The organism is Streptomyces sp. TLI_105 (assembly GCF_900105415.1).
In the GTDB taxonomy this organism is placed as follows: domain Bacteria; phylum Actinomycetota; class Actinomycetes; order Streptomycetales; family Streptomycetaceae; genus Streptomyces.
Map to the genome: position 1 here is coordinate 6,021,411 of NZ_FNSM01000001.1, position 18,094 is coordinate 6,039,504.

Annotated in this window: 16 protein-coding genes; 8 read left to right on the forward strand and 8 right to left on the reverse strand. The window is 74.0% G+C overall.

Annotation, left to right across the window (positions count from 1 at the left end):
* The first annotated feature begins 25 nt into the window (after positions 1-25).
* From BLW86_RS27540 to BLW86_RS27560, 5 genes are all read left to right on the forward strand, one after another.
* Positions 26-1,249 (forward strand): NAD(P)/FAD-dependent oxidoreductase, encoded by a 1,224-nt coding sequence (locus tag BLW86_RS27540; RefSeq protein WP_093876524.1) that lies wholly within the window; start codon positions 26-28, stop codon positions 1,247-1,249.
* Positions 1,250-1,292: 43 nt separating this feature from the next.
* Positions 1,293-1,658 carry an Rv2175c family DNA-binding protein gene (locus BLW86_RS27545; RefSeq protein WP_030693433.1) on the forward strand — a complete coding sequence of 122 codons (366 nt, stop codon included), beginning with the start codon at positions 1,293-1,295 and terminating at the stop codon, positions 1,656-1,658.
* Positions 1,659-1,772: 114 nt separating this feature from the next.
* Entirely contained in the window at positions 1,773-2,426 is a 654-nt protein-coding gene (thiE, locus tag BLW86_RS27550) for a thiamine phosphate synthase (protein WP_030693434.1), read from the forward strand.
* A gap of 229 nt (positions 2,427-2,655) precedes the next feature.
* Positions 2,656-3,573 carry a methylenetetrahydrofolate reductase [NAD(P)H] gene (gene metF, locus BLW86_RS27555; protein ID WP_093876525.1) on the forward strand — a complete coding sequence of 306 codons (918 nt, stop codon included), beginning with the start codon at positions 2,656-2,658 and terminating at the stop codon, positions 3,571-3,573.
* Positions 3,574-3,627: 54 nt separating this feature from the next.
* A complete protein-coding gene (locus BLW86_RS27560) occupies positions 3,628-4,491 on the forward strand; it encodes a hypothetical protein (RefSeq protein WP_093876526.1) in 864 nt (287 codons plus the stop codon).
* 21 nt (positions 4,492-4,512) lie between these two features.
* Here the strand turns inward: BLW86_RS27560 and BLW86_RS27565 are convergent, their stop codons facing one another.
* The 5 genes from BLW86_RS27565 to BLW86_RS27585 form a co-directional block, all read right to left on the reverse strand.
* On the reverse strand, positions 4,513-5,922 hold the full coding sequence (locus tag BLW86_RS27565) for a phytoene desaturase family protein (protein ID WP_177181769.1): 1,410 nt from the start codon (positions 5,920-5,922) through the stop codon (positions 4,513-4,515).
* Positions 5,923-5,976: 54 nt separating this feature from the next.
* A complete protein-coding gene (locus BLW86_RS27570; RefSeq protein WP_093876527.1) occupies positions 5,977-6,624 on the reverse strand; it encodes a DUF4126 domain-containing protein in 648 nt (215 codons plus the stop codon).
* Between the two features lie 353 nt (positions 6,625-6,977).
* Positions 6,978-7,586 carry a TetR/AcrR family transcriptional regulator gene (locus BLW86_RS27575; protein ID WP_093876528.1) on the reverse strand — a complete coding sequence of 203 codons (609 nt, stop codon included), beginning with the start codon at positions 7,584-7,586 and terminating at the stop codon, positions 6,978-6,980.
* 19 nt (positions 7,587-7,605) lie between these two features.
* Entirely contained in the window at positions 7,606-9,729 is a 2,124-nt protein-coding gene (locus tag BLW86_RS27580; protein WP_093876529.1) for a YhgE/Pip family protein, read from the reverse strand.
* Positions 9,701-10,654: an ATP-binding cassette domain-containing protein gene (locus BLW86_RS27585; RefSeq protein ID WP_256341450.1), complete on the reverse strand. Its 954-nt coding sequence runs from the start codon at positions 10,652-10,654 to the stop codon at positions 9,701-9,703. Before BLW86_RS27585 ends, BLW86_RS27580 begins: the two co-directional genes overlap by 29 nt.
* 162 nt (positions 10,655-10,816) lie before the next feature.
* Here BLW86_RS27585 and BLW86_RS27590 point away from each other — a divergent pair, with 162 nt between their 5' ends.
* The 3 genes from BLW86_RS27590 (at position 10,817) to BLW86_RS27600 (ending at position 12,867) form a co-directional block, all read left to right on the forward strand.
* A complete protein-coding gene (locus BLW86_RS27590) occupies positions 10,817-11,335 on the forward strand; it encodes an SAV_6107 family HEPN domain-containing protein (protein ID WP_093876531.1) in 519 nt (172 codons plus the stop codon).
* A 67-nt stretch (positions 11,336-11,402) separates the two neighbouring features.
* Positions 11,403-12,191 carry a methyltransferase domain-containing protein gene (locus BLW86_RS27595; protein ID WP_093876532.1) on the forward strand — a complete coding sequence of 263 codons (789 nt, stop codon included), beginning with the start codon at positions 11,403-11,405 and terminating at the stop codon, positions 12,189-12,191.
* 271 nt (positions 12,192-12,462) lie between these two features.
* Entirely contained in the window at positions 12,463-12,867 is a 405-nt protein-coding gene (locus BLW86_RS27600) for a DUF3040 domain-containing protein (protein ID WP_093876533.1), read from the forward strand.
* Between the two features lie 421 nt (positions 12,868-13,288).
* On the opposite strand, the gene BLW86_RS27605 is transcribed toward BLW86_RS27600, so the two are convergent.
* The 3 genes from BLW86_RS27605 to BLW86_RS27615 are packed head-to-tail and all read right to left on the reverse strand — an operon-like array spanning position 13,289 to position 18,050.
* Positions 13,289-15,679: a transglutaminase TgpA family protein gene (locus tag BLW86_RS27605; RefSeq protein WP_093876534.1), complete on the reverse strand. Its 2,391-nt coding sequence runs from the start codon at positions 15,677-15,679 to the stop codon at positions 13,289-13,291.
* On the reverse strand, positions 15,676-17,031 hold the full coding sequence (locus BLW86_RS27610; protein ID WP_093876535.1) for a DUF58 domain-containing protein: 1,356 nt from the start codon (positions 17,029-17,031) through the stop codon (positions 15,676-15,678). The genes BLW86_RS27605 and BLW86_RS27610 overlap by 4 nt, the downstream gene beginning before the upstream one ends.
* Positions 17,031-18,050 carry an AAA family ATPase gene (locus BLW86_RS27615; RefSeq protein WP_093876536.1) on the reverse strand — a complete coding sequence of 340 codons (1,020 nt, stop codon included), beginning with the start codon at positions 18,048-18,050 and terminating at the stop codon, positions 17,031-17,033. Before BLW86_RS27615 ends, BLW86_RS27610 begins: the two co-directional genes overlap by 1 nt.
* Positions 18,051-18,094: the final 44 nt, after the last annotated feature.

The window sequence follows — 18,094 nt, forward strand, 5'->3', positions numbered from 1 at the left end:
TCCGTCAGATGCGTAAGGTGGTCGGGTGAGTGAGCAGAAGCAGGCCCAGCAGCACGTCGTGATCGTCGGCGCCGGAATGGCGGGCGTCCAGACCGCCGTCGCCCTGCGCGAGCAGGGCTTCACCGGCCCCCTGACCCTCATCGGGGCCGAACCCCACCAGCCCTACGACCGGCCGCCGCTCTCCAAGGCGATCCTCCTCGGCAAGGCCGAGGACTCCGCCTTCGAGATCGACTTCGAGGAGCTCGGCATCGAGCTCCGGCTCGGCCTGGACGTCACCGGACTGCGCGCCGCCGACCACGAGATCGACACCGAGGCCGGACCCGTCGCGTACGACACCCTGGTCGTCGCCACCGGAGCCCACCCCGTCACCCTGCCCGGCACCGAGGGCGTCCCCGGCGTCCACCTGCTGCGCACCCTCGACGACGCCGTGCGCCTCGGGCCCGTCCTGGAGCGCCGCCACTCTCTCGTGGTCGTCGGCGCCGGCTGGATCGGCGCCGAGTTCGCCACCGCCGCGCGCGAGGCGGGCTGCGCCGTCACCGTCGTCGAGGCCGCCGACCGCCCCCTCGCGGGAGCGCTGCCCGCCGAGGTCGCCGCCCCCATGGCCGAGTGGTACGGGGCGAGCGGCGCCGAACTCCTCACCCACGCGCGCGTGGCCACGGTCGAGCCCGGCGCGCCCGGCCGCGTCGTCCTCGCCGACGGCCGCGAACTGCCCGCCGACGCCGTCGTCGTCGGCATCGGCGCCCGCCCCGCCACCGGCTGGCTCACCGGCTCCGGCATCGCCCTCGACCCGAGCGGCGCCGTCACCGCGGACGACCGGCTGCGCACCTCCCTGCCCGACGTGTACGCCGTCGGCGACTGCGCCTCCTTCCCCTCCGCCCGCTACGGGGAGCGGCTCCTCGTCCACCACTGGGACAACGCGCTCCAGGGGCCCCGCGTGGTCGCCGCGGCGATCACCGGCGCCGCCGACGTGCCGTACGACCCGGTGCCGTACTTCTGGTCCGAGCAGTTCGGCCGCTTCGTCCAGTACGCGGGACACCACGCGGACGCCGACGAGCTGCTGTGGCGCGGCGACCCGGCCGACGAGGCCTGGTCCGTGCTCTGGCTGCGCGCCGGCGTGCCGGTGGCCCTCCTCGCGGTCGGCCGCCCGCGCGACCTGGCCCAGGGCCGCAAGCTCATCGAGGCCGCCGTGCCCGTCGACCCCGAGCGCGCCGCGGACCCGTCCGTCCCCCTGAAGGCGGCAGTCCGGTAGGGCCCGACTACCGGCTGTCAGTCCGGGATGGCAGGCTTGTCCTGTGACCGAGATTGACGTAAAGATCGATGCTCTCGTCCCCGCCTGGCTCAACCTGCCCGAGATCGCGGAGATGCTCGATGTCGAGGTGACGCGCGTGCGGCAGCTGGTCAAGGAGGGCCAGCTCATCGCCGTGCGCCGCGGACCGAACAACGCGCTGTACGTGCCCGCCGCCTTCATCCAGGGCGACAAGGTCGTCAAGGGTCTGGTCGGGACCCTGACGCTGCTGCGGGACGACGGCTTCACCGACGAAGAGATGCTGGAGTGGCTCTTCACTCCGGACGAGAGCCTGCCGGGCACGCCCGCGCAGGCGCTCAACGAGAACCGCGGCACGGAGGTGAAGCGCCGCGCCCAGGCGCTCGCCGTCTGACGCGCCCGCGCCGACGTACGTACGCACCGAAGACACCACCAGCTGGTGTCGCGGCGCCCGCCCCTCATGGGCCGGGCGCCGCGGCACCGGCGCACGAACGGGGGGAACCCACCCATGTCCACGCCTCGTGAGCGACTCGCCGACGCCCGGCTCTACCTGTGCACCGACGCCCGGAAGCGCCAGGGCGACCTGCCGGACTTCCTCGACGCCGTGCTCTCCTCCGGCGTGGACATCGTGCAGCTCCGCGACAAGGGCATGGAGGCCGGTGAGGAGCTGGAGCACCTCGCCGTCTTCGCCGACGCCGCCCGCCGGCACGGCAGGCTCCTCGCGGTGAACGACCGGGCCGACGTCGCCCACGCCATCGGCTCCGACGTCCTCCACCTCGGCCAGGGCGACCTGCCCGTGCCCGCGGCCCGCGCGATCCTCGGCGACGAGGTGCTGATCGGCCGCTCCTGCCACGCCGAGAGCGAGGTGGCCGCGGCCGCCGCCGAGCCGGGCGTGGACTACTTCTGCACCGGCCCCTGCTGGCCCACCCCCACCAAGCCCGGACGGTACGCGCCGGGGCTCGGCCTCGTGCGGTACGCGGCGGAGCTGGCCCAGGACCGGCCCTGGTTCGCCATCGGCGGCATCGACGAGACCAACCTCGACGAGGTCCTGGACGCGGGCGCCCGCCGGATCGTCGTCGTCCGCGCCATCACCGAGGCCGCCGACCCGGCCGCCGCGACGGCCGCCCTCGCCAAGCGCGTCCGCGAGCGCGCCGAAGCCTGAGGGGCACGACCGCGGGGCGCCCGGCGCGCACCCGACCTCCGCCAGGCAGCCGTCCGACCTCCGTCCGACCTCCGTCCGGCCGTCGTCCGGCCGTCGTCCGACCTCCGCCAGGCAGCCGGTCGACCTCCGCCAGGCAGCTGTCCGGCCTCTGTCCGACAGCTGTCCGAAAAGGTGTCCAACACTCGGACGGGGTGTACGCGGTTCCCTGGACCGCGTCTAACCTGCCCGTATGGCCCTTGGTACCGCTTCCGTCCGCTCGGACCGTGCGCGCACGGTCCGCGAGATCCTCGCTGCCGGTGACACGTCGTACTCCTTCGAGTTCTACGCGCCCCGCACCGAGAAGGGCGAGCAGGTCCTCTGGAACGCCATGCGCCGCGTCGAGGCGGTCGGCCCCAGCTTCGTCTCCGTGACCTACGGCGCCGGCGGCTCCACCCGCGGCGGCACCGTCAAGGCCACCCAGAAGATCGCCTCCGACACCACGCTCACCCCCGTCGCCCACCTCACGGCCGTCGACCACTCGGTCGCCGAACTGCGGAACATCCTCGGCCAGTACGCCGACGCGGGCATCCGCAACATGCTCGCCCTGCGCGGCGACCCGGCGGGCGACCCGCTGGGGGAGTGGATCGAGCACCCGGAGGGCGTGAAGTACGCCGCCGACCTCGTCCGGCTGATCAAGGAGTCGGGAGACTTCTGCGTCGGCGTCGCCGCCTTCCCGGAGATGCACCCCCGGTCCACGGACTGGGACACGGACATCCGGCACTTCGTGGACAAGTGCCGCGCGGGCGCCGACTACGCGATCACCCAGATGTTCTTCGACCCGGAGAACTACCTGCGGCTGCGCGACAGCGTGGCGAAGGCGGGCTGCGAGACCCCGATCATCCCCGAGGTCATGCCCGTCGTGAACGTGAAGACGCTCGACCGGCTGCCCCAGCTGAGCAACGCCGCCTTCCCCGCGGACGTGAAAGAGCGCATCCTCGCCGTCAAGGACGATCCCACCGCTGTACGCTCCATCGGTATCGAGTTCGCGACGGAGTTCTGCGCGCGTCTGCTCTCCGAGGGTGTCCCCGGACTGCACTTCATCACGCTCAACAGCTCCACCGCGACACTCGAGATCTACGAGAATCTCGGACTGCACCAGCAGTCGTGACCGGTCGTACCCGCCCCGACCCGCGGCGGTGACCGTGGAGAGGGGCGGCGGGGCATGGGGTGGACGGTCCTCTACATCGCGTTCGGCGTGGTCGCACTGTGGCTGCTGGGGGAGGTGCTCCTCCAGTACAAGGCGCGGCTGCGCTGGCGCCTGCTCGCCTTCGGCGGCTTCCTCTGCGTGGTCCTGGGCGTCCTGCTGCCCTCGGTGCTCGTCATCGTCGCCGGAGCCGTGGCCTTCGCCGTCGGCCAGACCTATGTGACGCTCTCCTTCCGCCGCGGCTTCTCCACCGGCTGGGCGATCGGCGGCAACCCGGGCGCGAGCCGCCGCCGCAAGGCCGCCGCGCCGGCCGAGGCCGGACCCACCCTGGAGGTCACCGAGCTGTCGTACGACACGGGGGACACCGCGTACGACACGGAGGACGGGGCCGGTCACGACGCGATCGGTCACGACGGGCACCGGGAGACGGCCGGGGAGACCACGGCGGTCTACGAGCCGCAGCCGATGCCCGACGAGACCGGCCAGTACGGGATCTACGACGTCGCCGGCCAGGGCGCCGGCTACGGCACGGGCTACGACCCCTACGCGTCCGGGTACGAGCAGCACTCGTACGGACAGACCTCCTACGAGCAGCCCGGCTTCGAGCAGCCCTCCTACGAGCAGCAGCCGGCCTACGACTACGGTGCCGCCACCGGCCAGCAGCAGTACGCCGCGTACTCCGACCCGTACATCGGCCCGGGCACGGACAGCCAGCAGTACACCCCGTACTACACCGACCCCTACGCCCCCTCGTACACCTACGACACCCCGCCGGGCGGCGTCTGGGTCCCGCAGCAGCGCGACACCGACCAGGACCCGCAGCAGCCCCCGTACGGCTACGAGCAGCCGCACCCGGACGACCAGCAGCAGTACCGCTACTGAGGCCCCGGGCCTCCGCGGCCCCTACCGGGAGCCGCGGAAGTCCGCGCCCTCCACGATGAGTCCGGCCACCAGCGCGCCCGACATGCCGGCGTGGGCGAGGCCGCCGCCGGGGTGCGACCAGCCGCCGGCGGAGTACAGCCCCGGCAGCGGGGAGCGGTTGGCGGCGGGCAGGAGCAGCCCGCCCGCCCCGGCGAGGGCGGGCCCCGGCACCTCGGCGGCGCCCGTGTCCCGCCGGACGTCCTCCGGGGTGCGGACGTGCCGCCACAGCAGCCGCTCCGCGAGCCCCGGCACCGCCCGCCCGGCCGCCTCGGCCATCCGGTCGGCGAAGGCCGCCCAGTCCTGGTCGGGAGCCGTGCGGACGGTCGCGGTGACCGTCACCGACTCGTGCTCCCCGTCCGGGCGCAGCGCCGGGTCGTCCGGCCGCAGCACGGTCACGGTCGGCCGCCCGCCCTCCGCGTGCACGACGGTCCGGTGGACCGCGTCCGCCTCCCGGGGACCGCGCAGGGCCAGACAGACCGTCACCCGGCCCGTGCCGTTCGCCTGGTGGCGAGGCACGTCCTGGCCGTGGTGGAGCGCCGACACCGGGGCCCCGGACACCACATGGTCGGCCTCGACCGTCTCGCCGCCGGCCAGCCGGACACCGGCCGCCCGGCCGTCCTTCTCCAGGACGCCCTCCACCGGCGTCCCGAACACGAACTCCACGCGCCGCTTCCGGCACCGCTCGTACACCGCGTCGGCGAGCGCCCGCAGGCCCCCGCCCACGTACCAGCTGCCGAAGGTCTGCTCCATGTACGGCAGGACGGCGGCCGAGGCCGGGGCGGTCGTCGGGTCGAAGCCGTACGACCACGCGTACGCGTCGAGGAGGGCCGCGAGCCGGGGGTCGCGCAGCTCCCGCGCCCCGACCTGGGCGAGCGTCGTCGTCGGGCGCCGCAGCAGACCCGCCTTCAGGGCCGGGTACGGCTCGCGGGACAGCGGCGCCGGGTCGGCCGGCTGCGGCTCCTCCAGGAGCGGGCGCCGGGTCCGGTCCCAGGCCTCGCGGGCCCGCGTCAGGAAGTCGCCCCAGCGCTCGCCCGCGCCCGCGCCGAGCGCGGCGTCCAGGGCTGCGACCGTGCCGGCCCGGGAGGCGTTCGGCAGGTCGACGCGGGTGCCGTCGGCGAAGACGTGACGGGCCGCCGGATCGACCTGCGTCAGCGAGACGCACTCCTCCAGCGGCTCCTTGCCGGTCTTCACGAACAGGTCCCGGTAGACGGCCGGCAGGTGCAGCAGCCCGGGGCCGGTGTCGAACGCGAAGCCGTCCCGCTCGAAGCGACCGACCGCGCCGCCGTACGTCGACGTCTTCTCGTACACCGTCACCGTGTGTCCGGCGACCGCCAGCCGGGCCGCCGCCGCCATGGCGCCGAGTCCCGCGCCGATCACCACAATCCGTGCCATGCGGACGAGCCTATCCGGCGCCTCCGACACCGCCCGAAGCCCCTGCGGCCGGGGTCAGAAGTGGTCGGATCCGTCGTCCGGCGGGCCCTGGGCCCGTGGTCGCGCCCCCAGGGCCGCGAGCCGTCTCTCCTCCCGCCGCTGGGACCGCCGGAGCCAGAAGCGGCGGATCCGCCGGGCGAGGAAGACCAGTATCGCCAGGCCCGACAGGAGCAGGACGGCCGCGATGACCGACGCCGCCACCGGATGGAAGACCGCGAAGGTGATGATCGCGGCCACGCCGAGGTCCTCCGCCAGGCTCAGCGCGATGTTCGAGAACGGCTCCGGGGAGGAGTTGACCGCCATCCTCGTCCCGGCCTTGACGAAGTGACTGAGCAGGGCGGTCGAACCGCCGACCGCACCGGCCGCCAGCTCGGGCAGCGAACCGTTCTGCCCGGCGAGCAGGGCGCCGACCACGGCGCCCGCGATCGGCCGGATCACCGTGTGGACGGAGTCCCATATCGAGTCGACGTACGGAATCTTGTCCGCCACCGCCTCGCACAGGAACAGCACGCCCGCCGCGACGAGGACATCGGTGCGCTGCAAGGACGCGGGCACCTCGTCGGTCAGCCCGGTCGCGCCGAAGACGCCGAACAGCAGGACCACCGCGTACGCGTTGATCCCGCTCGCCCAGCCGCTGGTGAACACCAGGGGGAGTACGGACACGCCCGCGATCGTAACCAGGACTGAGTACCCGTACCTAGGGGTCGAGATGAGTAGGCGCGCGGATGGGGCCGGGGGCGCCCGGAGGAGAGAGTGGAGTCCACGGAAGGGGCGCGGCTCCGGTACCGCCGGCACGGGGCTGCGGAACGGGGCCGCGCACCTGCCGGCACGGGGGGCGAAAGGAAGGCCGGTGCGGCGAGGCTCGGGGGGATCGAGCCTCACCGCGCCGGCCTTTTCGCGTACGGCTCGACGGTCCCGCCTGCGCGGGCCCGGCCTTTCGCGTGCGCAGGCCCGGTCTTCCCTGCGCCGGCCCGGTCTTCCGTACGTCGGCCCGGTCTTCCGTGCGCCGGTCGGTGTCAGCGGCCGCCGACGCGGCCGTGCAGCAGGCGGGAGAGTGCCGCGTGCACGTCGTCGAGCGACCGCTCGCTCTGGAAGGCCTGCCAGTCGAGCGCCGCCACCAGCACCATCCCGACCAGCGCCGCCGCCGTCAGCTGGACGTCGATCTCCTCGCTCAGCTCACCGGCCGCGACCCCCTCGCGCAGCACCCCCTCGACCACCGCGACGGCCTCCTGACGCACCACCAGGAGCGTGGAGTTCCAGGCCCGGTTGGTGCGCCAGAGCTCGGCCACGTACAGCTGGGTGAAGGCCGGGTAGCGGTCGATGAAGACGAGGCCCGCGCGGATCATCGCGTCCAGCGCGTCGACCCGGCTCCCGCCGCGCTCGGCGGTCTCCTCGGCCGCCGAGCGCAGGGAGGCGGTGAGCAGCGACACCCCGTGGCGCAGCAGCTCCTCGAAGAGCTCGGTCTTGCTCTTGAAGTTGTAGTAGACCGTGCCCTTGGCCACGCCGGCCCGCTCGGCGATCTCGTCCACCGTCGTCGCGGAGAAGCCCTGTTCCGCGATGAGGGTGACGGCCGCCTCGTAGAGCTTCGTGCGGGTGGCCTGGCGTCGGGTGCTGCTGCTGTCCATGGCGTCGATTCTCACAGGTTCAGAGCGACAGTTCGGGGTGGAGCCGGTCGAGCGTCCACACCTGCTTCTTGCGCGCCGAGACGGCGGTCAGGGCCAGGGCGCCCACGGTGAAGGCCGTCAGGACCGCGCAGGCCTGCCAGACCGGTCCGATCCCGCCGCCGGTGATCAGCCGGCGCAGCGCCTCGACCACGTAGCTCATCGGCAGGAACGGGTGGACGGCGTTGAAGAAGGCCGGGCTGGTCTGGACGGGGTACGTGCCGCCCGCCGAGGTCAGCTGGAGCATCAGGAACGCGAGCACCAGGATCCGGCCCGCCGCGCCGAAGCGGGCGTTGAGCCACTGGATGATCGCGGCGAAGCAGCAGGTGACGAGGGCGAGGAAGCCGATCGTGCCGGCGGCCCGGGTCATCTGGAGGCCGAGGCCCCAGTGCAGGACCGACATCAGGGCCGCGACCTGGAGGACGCCGATGGCCGCCACCGGGAGCCAGCCCGCCAGCGCGATCCGCCAGGCGGAGCCGCCCGCGGCGAGGGCGCGCCGGTTCAGCGGCTGGATGATCATGTACGCGACCATCGCGCCGACCCAGAGGGAGAGCGGGATGAAGTACGGGGCGAAACCCGTGCCGTAGTTCGGCGCCTTGTGCAGGGACTGCGAGGCCAGCTTCACCGGGTCGGCCATGACCTCCGTGCGCCGGTCGCGGTCCTGCTTGTCGTAGTCGGGGATCTGGTCGACCCCGTCCTTGAGGCCGGTGGCGAGGGTGCCCGAGCCGTCGGCCAGCTTGAACAGACCGCCGTCGAGGGCGCCCGCGCCCTTCTTGAGCTTGCCCACGCCGGTGTCGAGGCTGACCGAGCCGGTCTTCGCCTCGGTGATGCCGGTGTGCAGCCGGTCCGCGCCCTTCGCGACCTTCTGCGCGCCCTCGTTGAGCTCGTTGATCTTCCTGATGGCGTTCTCGACGTCCTCGTCGAGGTGCGGGGCGCGGGCGGCCAGCTCGTCGGCCTGCTTCCTGAGCTTGGTGAGGCGGGCGTCCAGGGTCTTCAGGTCGTCGGCGTCGTCCTTGGTGAGCTCGTGCACGTCGTCGGCGATGGTGGCGACGTCGTCGGCGGACTGCGAGGCCTTCCCGAGCTTCTCGCAGACCTCGGGGTCGAGGGCGGGAGCGGTGCCGGGAGTGATGCCGGGGGCGGTGGCGGAGGTGTTCACGCACAGCTCGCGGTGGAGCTTGGCGAGATCGTCGTCCGCCCTGTGCGCGGCGGCGCGGACCAAGGGCGCCCGCCTGACCAGATCGGCCAGGTTGTTCTGGGCGGCCGCAGCGGAGTCGGAGACGAGCCGGGCGGTGTCGCGGATCGACTTGCCGTTGTTCGCCAGGTACGGGCGGACCTTGTCGGCGGTGCCGTTCACCTTGTCGGCGAGGGTCTGCGTGCCGTTCGCGACCTTGCGGGAGCCGTTCTCCAGGTCCTTGGCGCCCTTGTCGAGCTTCTTCAGACCGGTGGCCAGGTCACCGCTGCCGGCCTTGGCGTCCGTGAGGCCGTCCGACAGGCTCTTGGAGCCCTTCTTCGCCTTGTCCACGCCCTGCTTGAGGTCGGCCGCGCCCTTGGCGGCCTTCGCGGTGGCGTCGTGGATGTCGGAGAAGGAGATGAAGATCTTGTCGAGGAAGGTGCGCGAGGACTTCGTGGAGGCCGCGGTGCGCACCTCGGAGAAGACCGTCCGGGAGATCTGGCCGACGATGTAGTTGTTCGCGTCGTTCGTCCGCACCCGGAGCGCGCCGGTCTCGGGGGAGTCGCCGGAGCTGGAGGCGATGCGGCTGCTGAAGTCGCCGGGCATGGTCAGGGACAGGTAGTACGTCCCGTCCTCCACGCCCGCGCGTGCCTCGGCGTCGCTCACCCGGTGCCACTCGAAGGTCTCGCTCTTCAGGAGCCCCTCGGTGATGTCGTCACCGGCGTGGATCTCCTTGCCGCCGGCGGTGGCGCCCCGGTCCTCGTTGACGAGGGCGACGGGGATCTTGTCGAGCCTGCTGTACGGGTCCCAGAACGAGTACAGGTACAGGGCGCCGTACAGCAGGGGCAGCAGCAGGATCGCGACGAGCGCGGCGCGCGGCAGCTTTCCCCTGCCGAAGCGCTTCAGCTCAAGCGCGGCCAGTTTCGGCGAGCGCATCGGCCGCCCCCTCCTCGGTCGTGTCGTCGGTGGTGTCGTCGGCCGCGGTCTCCCCGACGGCGGCCTGGTCGGCGTCGGCGTCGCCGGTGGTGGTGTCCGCCGCGGCGCGGCCCTCGGCACCGGGCTTCGCGGCGGGGGTCCCCGTGGCGGTGGCCTCCGTGGTGCCGGTCTCCGTGTCGGAGGCCGGGGCCTCGGGGGCGGCCGGGACGGCCTCGCCGGAGAGCGTCGTGATGCGCAGGGCGTCCTCGGGGGCCTCGCTGCAGACGGCGAGGACCGTCGTCCCGGCGGCGGCCAGGGAGCGCAGCAGCGCCCAGGCCTCGGCGCGGTCGGCGTCCGAGAGCTTCAGGTCCGTGTCGTCCACGGCGAGCAGCCGGGGACGGCCGATCAGGGCGAGGGCGATCGAGAGCCGCAGCGCCTCGAGCCGCTCCAGGTCCCGTACGGAGGTCCGCTCGCCCTTCGGCAGGGCGGCGAGGTCCAGACCCGCGGCCGCCACCGCCTCTTCGATCCGGGCCCGGCTCGTCGCGGCCCGCTCGGCGGGGCGGCGCAGGAGCGCCCGTACGGAACCGTCGTAGCGGCGCTGGAGCAGGGCCCGCTCGCGCAGGTGCTCGGCGACCGTGAAGGCGGGGTCGAGCTCGCTGACGCCCGGGACCTGACCGAGCGCGCTGATCCGGCGCACGGCGGCCATCTTGCGGGGCAGGAGCAGGCCGCCGACCTCGGCGTGGCCCTCCTCGGCCTTCATCCGGCCGGTGAGCGCGAGCAGCAGACAGGTGCGCCCGGAGCCCGAAGGGCCCTCGATGGCCACCAGCGCGCCCGGCTCGGCGCGGAAGGAGACCTGCCGGAAGGCCCAGCCGCGCGGTCCCTTCAGTCCGAAGCCGTCCGCGACGACGGCGGCGCCGTGCGGCTGTTCCTCGGTTTCCGTGCCCACGGACTCACCCCCCATTCCCCTTTTTGAACTGACCAGTCAGTTCAAAAGTTACCCCCGAGTTGGACTTCAGGCAAAACCCCAGGTCAGCGCGATTGTCAGTGGGACGCGACACGATGAACACATACGGCCACAGCGCCGTCACGCGACGACAGGAGGCTCGACATGGCCGACCCTTCCGCAGCAGCCGCGCCCCGCCGCCGACCCGCCCCGGGGGAGACGGGACCCGCATCCGACATCCACCCCGTCCCGCGCCGCTCCGCCGCCCCGCCCGCCGCCCTCGACCTCCTCGCCAAGTCCCACGCCGGACTCGCCGAGGCCGCCGCCCTCGACCGCCCCCACGAGCGGTACGCCACCGCCCACCTCGCCGCCCTGCGCGCCGCGGCCGCCGTGCTCGCCGCCCGGGGCAGGCCCGAGACCGACCCCCGCCGCCGCCGACGGATACGGAGCGCCTGGGAGCTCCTCGCCGAGCTGGCGCCCGAGCTGACCGAGTGGAGCGCCCTCTTCGCCGCCGGCGCCCAGCGCCGGGCCCGCGCCGAGGCCGGCATCAGCGGCGCGGCCACCCGGCGCGAGGCCGACGACCTGATCAGGGACGCCGCGCACTTCCTGCGCCTGGTCGAGCGGCTGCTCGCCCTCCAGCCCGTACCGCCCCGCCGGTCCGGGGCCGACGAGGCCGGAGGATGATCCGAAAGGCGGGGACGAGGCCATAGGGTGGGGAGCGTCCGTACCCGTCACCGAGGAGTCAACAGCCGTGCCGGACCCTTCCCCTGTCTTCGGTCGAGAGGCGTCGTCGCGTCCGTCGCGCGCCTCCCTGCGTACCGCCGTCGTCTGGGACGTCCTCAAAGACGCCCTGGACCGCCGGGTCGAGGCGACCGGGAAGGACAGCCTCGACGTCCTCGACACGGGCGGCGGCTCCGGGAACTTCGCGGTGCCGGTGGCCCGCCTCGGTCACCGGGTCACCGTCGTCGACCCCAGCCCCAACGCGCTCTTCGCGCTGGAGCGCCGGGCCGCCGAGGCCGGCGTCGCCGACCTCGTCACCGGCGTCCAGGGCGACATCCGCGGCCTCTTCGACGTGGTCGGGCGCGAGGAGTACGACACCGCGCTCTGCCACGGCGTCCTGGAGTACGTCGACGACCCCGCCGAGGGCGTGCGGAACGCCGCCGCCGCGCTCCGCCCCGCCGGCAGCCTCAGCCTGCTCGCCGCCGGGGTCGGCGGCGCCGTCCTCGCCCGCGCCCTCGCCGGCCACTTCACCGAGGCCCGGCACGCGCTCGACGACCCCGCCGGCCGCTGGGGCGCCGGCGACCCCGTGCCCCGGCGCTTCACCGCCGAGCAGCTCACCGAGCTCGCCGACGAGGCCGGACTCGAAGTCGGCGCCGTGCACGGTGTCCGGGTCTTCGCCGACCTGGTCCCCGGCGCCCTCGTCGACACCGAGCCCGGCGCCGCCGAGGCCCTGCTCAGGCTGGAGGCGGCCGCCGCGGAGCTGCCCTCCTTCCAGGCCATCGCCACCCAGCTGCACCTTCTCGGCGAGAAGCGGGCCTGAGCGGAACGCCCACCCGGTCGGCGGTGCGGCCGCGCTGCTCCATGGAGTACGCCACAGCCCGCCCGATGAGGGGCTCCGCCCCGTATGATCGGGGGACACCATCCGGCATGACGGAGAAGGGCCTGGGGAATCAACGCCTCAGCAACCGATCCGCATGGCGGCCCGGATTGGCTATTCGGCATTGAGGGCGGGTTTCACGGGGGCGATTCCCTGCCTATCCTGAAAGGGCCGCAAACCGGTCGCCCCCGCGACCGACGACTAGGAGGACTCCGTGCCGCTCTCGGAGCACGAGCAGCGAATGCTCGAGCAGATGGAGCGAGCGCTGTACGCCGAAGATCCCAAGTTCGCGACAGCGCTCGAGGGAAGCGGACTGCGTACGTACACCCGGCGACGGGTCTACCAGGCAGTCGCCGGCTTCCTGGTGGGTATCGCGCTCCTCATGGCCGGAATGGTCGCACAGCAGATCTGGATCAGCGTGGTGGGATTCCTCGTCATGCTGGGCTGCGCGGTCCTGGCGGTCACCGGATGGCGCAAGGCGCCGAAGCCGGGTGAGCAGCGGGCCAGGGGCGGGATGGCGGCCGATAGCCGTCAGACCCGGCAGCGACGCTCCATGATGAACCGGATCGAGGAGCGGTGGCAGCGCCGCCGCGACGAGCAGCAGGGTGGCGGCCACTGACGGCGTCCGAGCGGTAGCCCCGCCCCCGAAACCAACCGAGCCCCGCAGGGCCGGCGCCCTCTCGGCGCCTCCCCTGCGGGGCTCGCCCTGTCCCGGGACCTGCGGGCGGCACGCTTGACCGGACGGCGCCCGGGCTCCCGCCCGCAGGGGCGGCCCCCGCTCCGGGCTCCCGCCCCTGCCCACCCGCCGCGCGGGTCGGCCACGACCGCCGGGCGGCTCCCACCTGTCCGTGGGGGGCCGCGCCCGGCGGGGCGGCGCCCCCGCTTTCGTGCGGGCTGCGCCCGCCTGGGCGGCGCCCCGCCCACACCTCCGTGGGGGCAATCGTCCCGCTCGAGCAGGGGGGACCCCCCTCGCCCCAGCGGAACGACTGCCCACAACGAGGGGCGGCGCGCACCGCCCGGGCGCGCACCGTCCGGTCCCCTCAGTTCGCCTCGCGTGCCCCCCGGCGGAAGAGGGTCGACGCTCGGGTTCTCACCGCCTCGGCGCGGGTCGACCAGCGGATCGTCGCGGTCGACCAGCGGGACGAGGCCGTCCAGCGGAGGCGGACGGCCGAGCGGGGCGCCAGAAGGGCGCGGAGCCGCCCGCGCCGGTCGGCCCCCGCGTGGAACCCGGCCCGGACCCGGGCGGCCTCGGCGGCCAGGCCCGCGACGGGCTGCGGCCGGGGCGCGTACAGCACCTCCTCCACCGCCCGCGCCACCCGGTGCACCGCGTCCGCGGACTCGCCCCGCAGCCCACCGAGGCGGACGATCCGGGCCGCCGCCTTCCGAGGCGTCAGCGAGTCGTCGGGCTCGACCCCGTGGTCCCAGGCCGTGTCGTTGATCTCCTCCCAGACCGCGAGCGCGTCCGAGCCGAGCCGGCGGGCCCGGACCCGGTTCCGCCACAGCAGCGGCAGGAAGGGGAGGGAGAGGACGAGCACGGCCGTGAGGGACAGCAGCGTCACCGTCAGGAGGTCCGGACCCGAACCGTCCGAGGACGCCCCGGCCACCGCCTCGTCCGGACCGCAGTCGCCGAGCTTCCGCTCCTGCGGGGTGCAGCTCGCCGAGGCGCTCGGCGCGACGGACGGCTGCGCCGAGGCGCTCGCCTGCGGCTGCGCGGGCCCGGTGGCCGTGCCCGAGGGCGTGTTCTCCCGGGTGTACGAGGGGGTGGAGCCCCGCGAGGGGGTCGGCTCGAACCGGGTCCACCCGGCGCCCTCGAAGTACAGCTCGGGCCAGGCGTGCGCGTCCCGGATGCCGACGGAGACCGAGCCGTCGGTCTGGGTGGTGCCCGGCATGAAGCCCACGGCCACGCGGGCCGGGATGCCGAGCGAGCGGGCCATCGCCGCCATGGAGAAGGAGAAGTGGACGCAGAAGCCCTCCTTGTCCTTCAGGAAGCGGGAGATCGCCTGCACACCGGTGCCGGACACGACGTCGACGTCGTAGCGGAAGCCGCCGTCCTGGGCGAACCAGTCCTGCAGCTTCACCGCCCGCTCGTAGTCGTTGCGCGCGCCCTTGGTGACCGACAGGGCCGTCGCCCGCACGTCGGCGGGCAGCGTGGTGGGCACCTTGGTGTACTCGCGGCGCAGCTTCTCCGGGGCGGGCCCGGCGTCGGCCAGCTGCCCGGCCGTCGGCTGCACGTCCAGGCTGGCGACCTGGTAGCGGGCGCCCTTGGTGGTCTGCTTGTCGTCGCCGACGAGCATCCGGCCGGCCGGCTCGTACCGCCAGCGGCCGTCGATGTCGACCCGGCCGGCCGGGTACGGCATGGGCAGCCACTTCTGCTCGTACGCCTCGGAGGCGACGAAGTTGCTGGTCACCTCGGTGATCTTGACGCTCTGGGAGAGGCCGTCCGGCCAGGGCAGCTGCTTGGGCACGTCCTCGATCGGGCGGACCGAGGACTTCCACGAGGTGCCGTCGAACTGGTCGAGCGCGACGAGCCGCAGGTACATGCCGCTGGTGTCGCGGGCGTTGGTCCGGTAGCGGATGACCTCCCGGTCCTCCGGCTGGCGCAGATTGTTCTGGAGGGAGACCAGCGGGTTCACGGCGGAGATCGTGCCGCCCTTGCCGGCGCCTCCGTCCCCCTCGCCGTTGCCGCCGAAGAATCCGCCGGAGAAGCCCGGCAGCGCGAGCGGCGCCACCAGCGCGACGCCCATGGCGACGGCGCCGATCCGGCGGCCGGTGCGGGCCGGGGCGAAGGCGGGGCCGCCGCCGACGACGGTCGAGCCGGGACGTCCGGAGCGCTGGGCGCCGCCGAAGACCCGGCCCCACTGGGAGAGCCGGTCACGGCCCTCGGCGAGGAGCAGCAGCAGATAGCCGGAGGCCGCGAGGAGGAACCAGAGCCAGCCCGCGCCGCCGCCGGAGAGCCCGGCGGCCACCGAGTACAGGGCGAGCAGCGGCAGGCCGGCCGGGGCCGCCTTGCGGAAGGTGACCGCGAGGGCGTCCACCAGGAGCCCGATCGCGACGACGCCGCCGACCAGCATGAGCCGGATGCCCTCGGTGTCGGGCGCGGGGATCGCGTACCGGCCGACGTCCTCGGCGCCCGCCCGGAACAGCTCGGCGGCGTGCGCGAGGGCCTCGGGGCCGGGGAAGAGCCAGAGGAGGGCCTGCTCGCGGGCGAAGAACAGGGTCAGCGCGAGGAGCACGGTGACGGTCTGGGCGAGGAGGGTCAGCGGCCGGGCCAGCGGCACCCGCCGCGCCAGCGTGCCGACCCCGCTCACCAGGGCGAGGACGAAGGCCGCCGTGAAGATCCAGGTCGCCGGCTTCACCAGGGGGAGCAGCGCCCCGGCCGCCATCAGGGTGGCGCCCCAGGAAGCGAGCGTCAGCCGTGTGCGGCCGCTCATGACCATCCTCCGTAGGTGTCGGCGGCGGCGGTCTCCGGACGGAGGCCGGCCGCCTGCTGCCACAGGTCGGTGAGCGAGGCGCCGGGCGGTACGGCGAGCGCCGTCCAGCCCGCCTCGCGCAGCTGCCGCACCCGGTCCTCGACGGCTCCGGCGACCGCGCCGCCGGTGAGCCAGGTGCCGGAGTCCAGGACGAAGGCGACGGCCGCGCCGGTCCGTCCGCGCATCCGGGCGGTGAGGGCGGCCTGCTCCTCGTCGAGGTCGCCGAGGAAGGCGATGAGCAGTCCGTCGCCGCCGCCGCGCAGCACGTCGGAGGCGCGGGAGAGCCCGGCACCCTCGGAGTGGTCGACGACCGCGAGGGTGTCCATCATCAGACCGGCCGCCTCGGCCGAGTCCTGCGCCGAGCCGGCGAAGCCCTCGGCCCCCTCGCCGGGGATCGCGCTGCCGGTGTCGGTGAGCAGCCGGACCGCGTAGCCGCGCTCCAGCATGTGGACGAGCGCGGAGGCGGTGCCGGAGACCGCCCATTCGAAGGCGGAGTCGGGGCCCGCGCCCTGGAAGGCGATCCGGCGGGTGTCGAGGAGGACGGTGCAGCGGGCCCGCTGGGGCAGCTCCTCGCGGCGGACCATCAGCTCGCCGTAGCGGGCGGTGGAGCGCCAGTGGACCCGGCGCAGGTCGTCGCCGTGGCGGTAGGTGCGCGGGATGACGTCGTCGTCGCCTGCGAGCGCGAGGGAGCGCGACTGCCCGTCCCCGTACCCCGAGGCCTCGCCGAAGAGCTTCACCGGCGGGAGGGCCTCGGTCCGGGGCACGACGGTGAGGGTGTCGTACGCGCTGAAGGAGCGGGTCAGCTCGCACATCCCGAAGGGGTCGTTGAGCCGCAGCTGGAGGGGGCCCAGCGGGAAGCGGCCGCGCAGGTCGGAGCGGACCCGGTAGGACACCTCGCGCCGCCCGCCGGCCTCGACCCGGTCGAGGACGAAGCGGGGGCGGGGGCCCAGCATGTACGGCACGTGGTCCTGGAGCATCAGGAGGCCGGTGGGGAGCTTGGAGACGTTCTCCATCCGCAGCTGGACCCGCGCCTCGGTGCCGGTCTCCACCCGCTGGGGGGTGAGCCGGCGGGAGGCGGCGACCCGGTAGCGGGTCCGGTGCAGCACGAGGACGCAGATCAGCGGGAGGGCGGCGAGCAGCAGCCCGACGCGCAGCAGATCGGCCTGGCCGAGGACGTACGCGCAGACGGCGGCGGCCACCCCGGCGGCGAGGAAGGAGCGGCCGCGGGTGGTGAGACCGCCGAAGGCGGCCCGCAGCCCGCCCCGGTCGTCCTCGTCGCCCCGCTGCCCGTCCGGCACGGTGGCGCCACCCATCACAGCCGCCGGGCGCCGGGCTGCTGCTGGCCGTAGAGCGGTCCGGAGGGCGGGGCCGCGGTCGGGACGGGGGTGCGCTGCAGGATGTCCTGGACGACCTGCTCGGCGGTGCGGCGGTTCAGCTGGGCCTGCGCCGTCGGCAGCAGCCGGTGGGCGAGGACGGGCGAGGCGAGGGCCTGGAGGTCGTCGGGCAGGACGTACTCCCGGCCGCTGAGCGCCGCGGAGGCCTTGGCGGCCCGCAGCAGGTGGAGCGTGGCCCGGGGGGAGGCGCCGAGCCGCAGGTCGGGGTGGGTGCGGGTGGCGGCGACGATGTCGACCGCGTACCGGCGGACGGCGTCGGCGACGTGGACCCCGCGCACCGCGTCGATCAGCTTGAGGATGTCGTGGGCGTGGGCGACCGGCTGGAGGTCGTCCAGCGGGGAGACCGAGCCGTGCACGTCGAGCATCTGGAGCTCGGCCTCGGCGCTCGGGTAGCCGATGGAGACCCGGGCCATGAAGCGGTCGCGCTGGGCCTCGGGCAGCGGGTAGGTGCCCTCCATCTCGACCGGGTTCTGGGTGGCGACGACCATGAACGGGCTGGGCAGCTCGTACGTCTGGCCGTCGACCGTGACCTGGCGCTCCTCCATGGACTCCAGGAGCGCGGACTGGGTCTTCGGCGAGGCGCGGTTGATCTCGTCGCCGATCACGATCTGGGCGAAGATCGCGCCCGGCTTGAACTCGAAGTCCCGTCGCTGCTGGTCGAAGATCGACACGCCGGTGACGTCCGAGGGCAGCAGGTCGGGGGTGAACTGGATGCGGCGCACCGAGCAGTCGATGGACCGGGCCAGTGTCTTGGCCAGCATGGTCTTGCCGACGCCGGGGACATCCTCGATGAGGAGGTGCCCCTCGGCGAGCAGCACGGTCAGCGAAAGCCGTACGACCTCGGGCTTGCCCTCGATCACACTCTCCACCGATCTGCGGACTCTCTCCACAGTGGTGGTCAGATCAGCGAGGCTCGCTCGATCGTCATAGGTCGTCACCCCGGCCCTCCTCGGCCTTGCAGAACTGTCGTCCGGGCATTGTG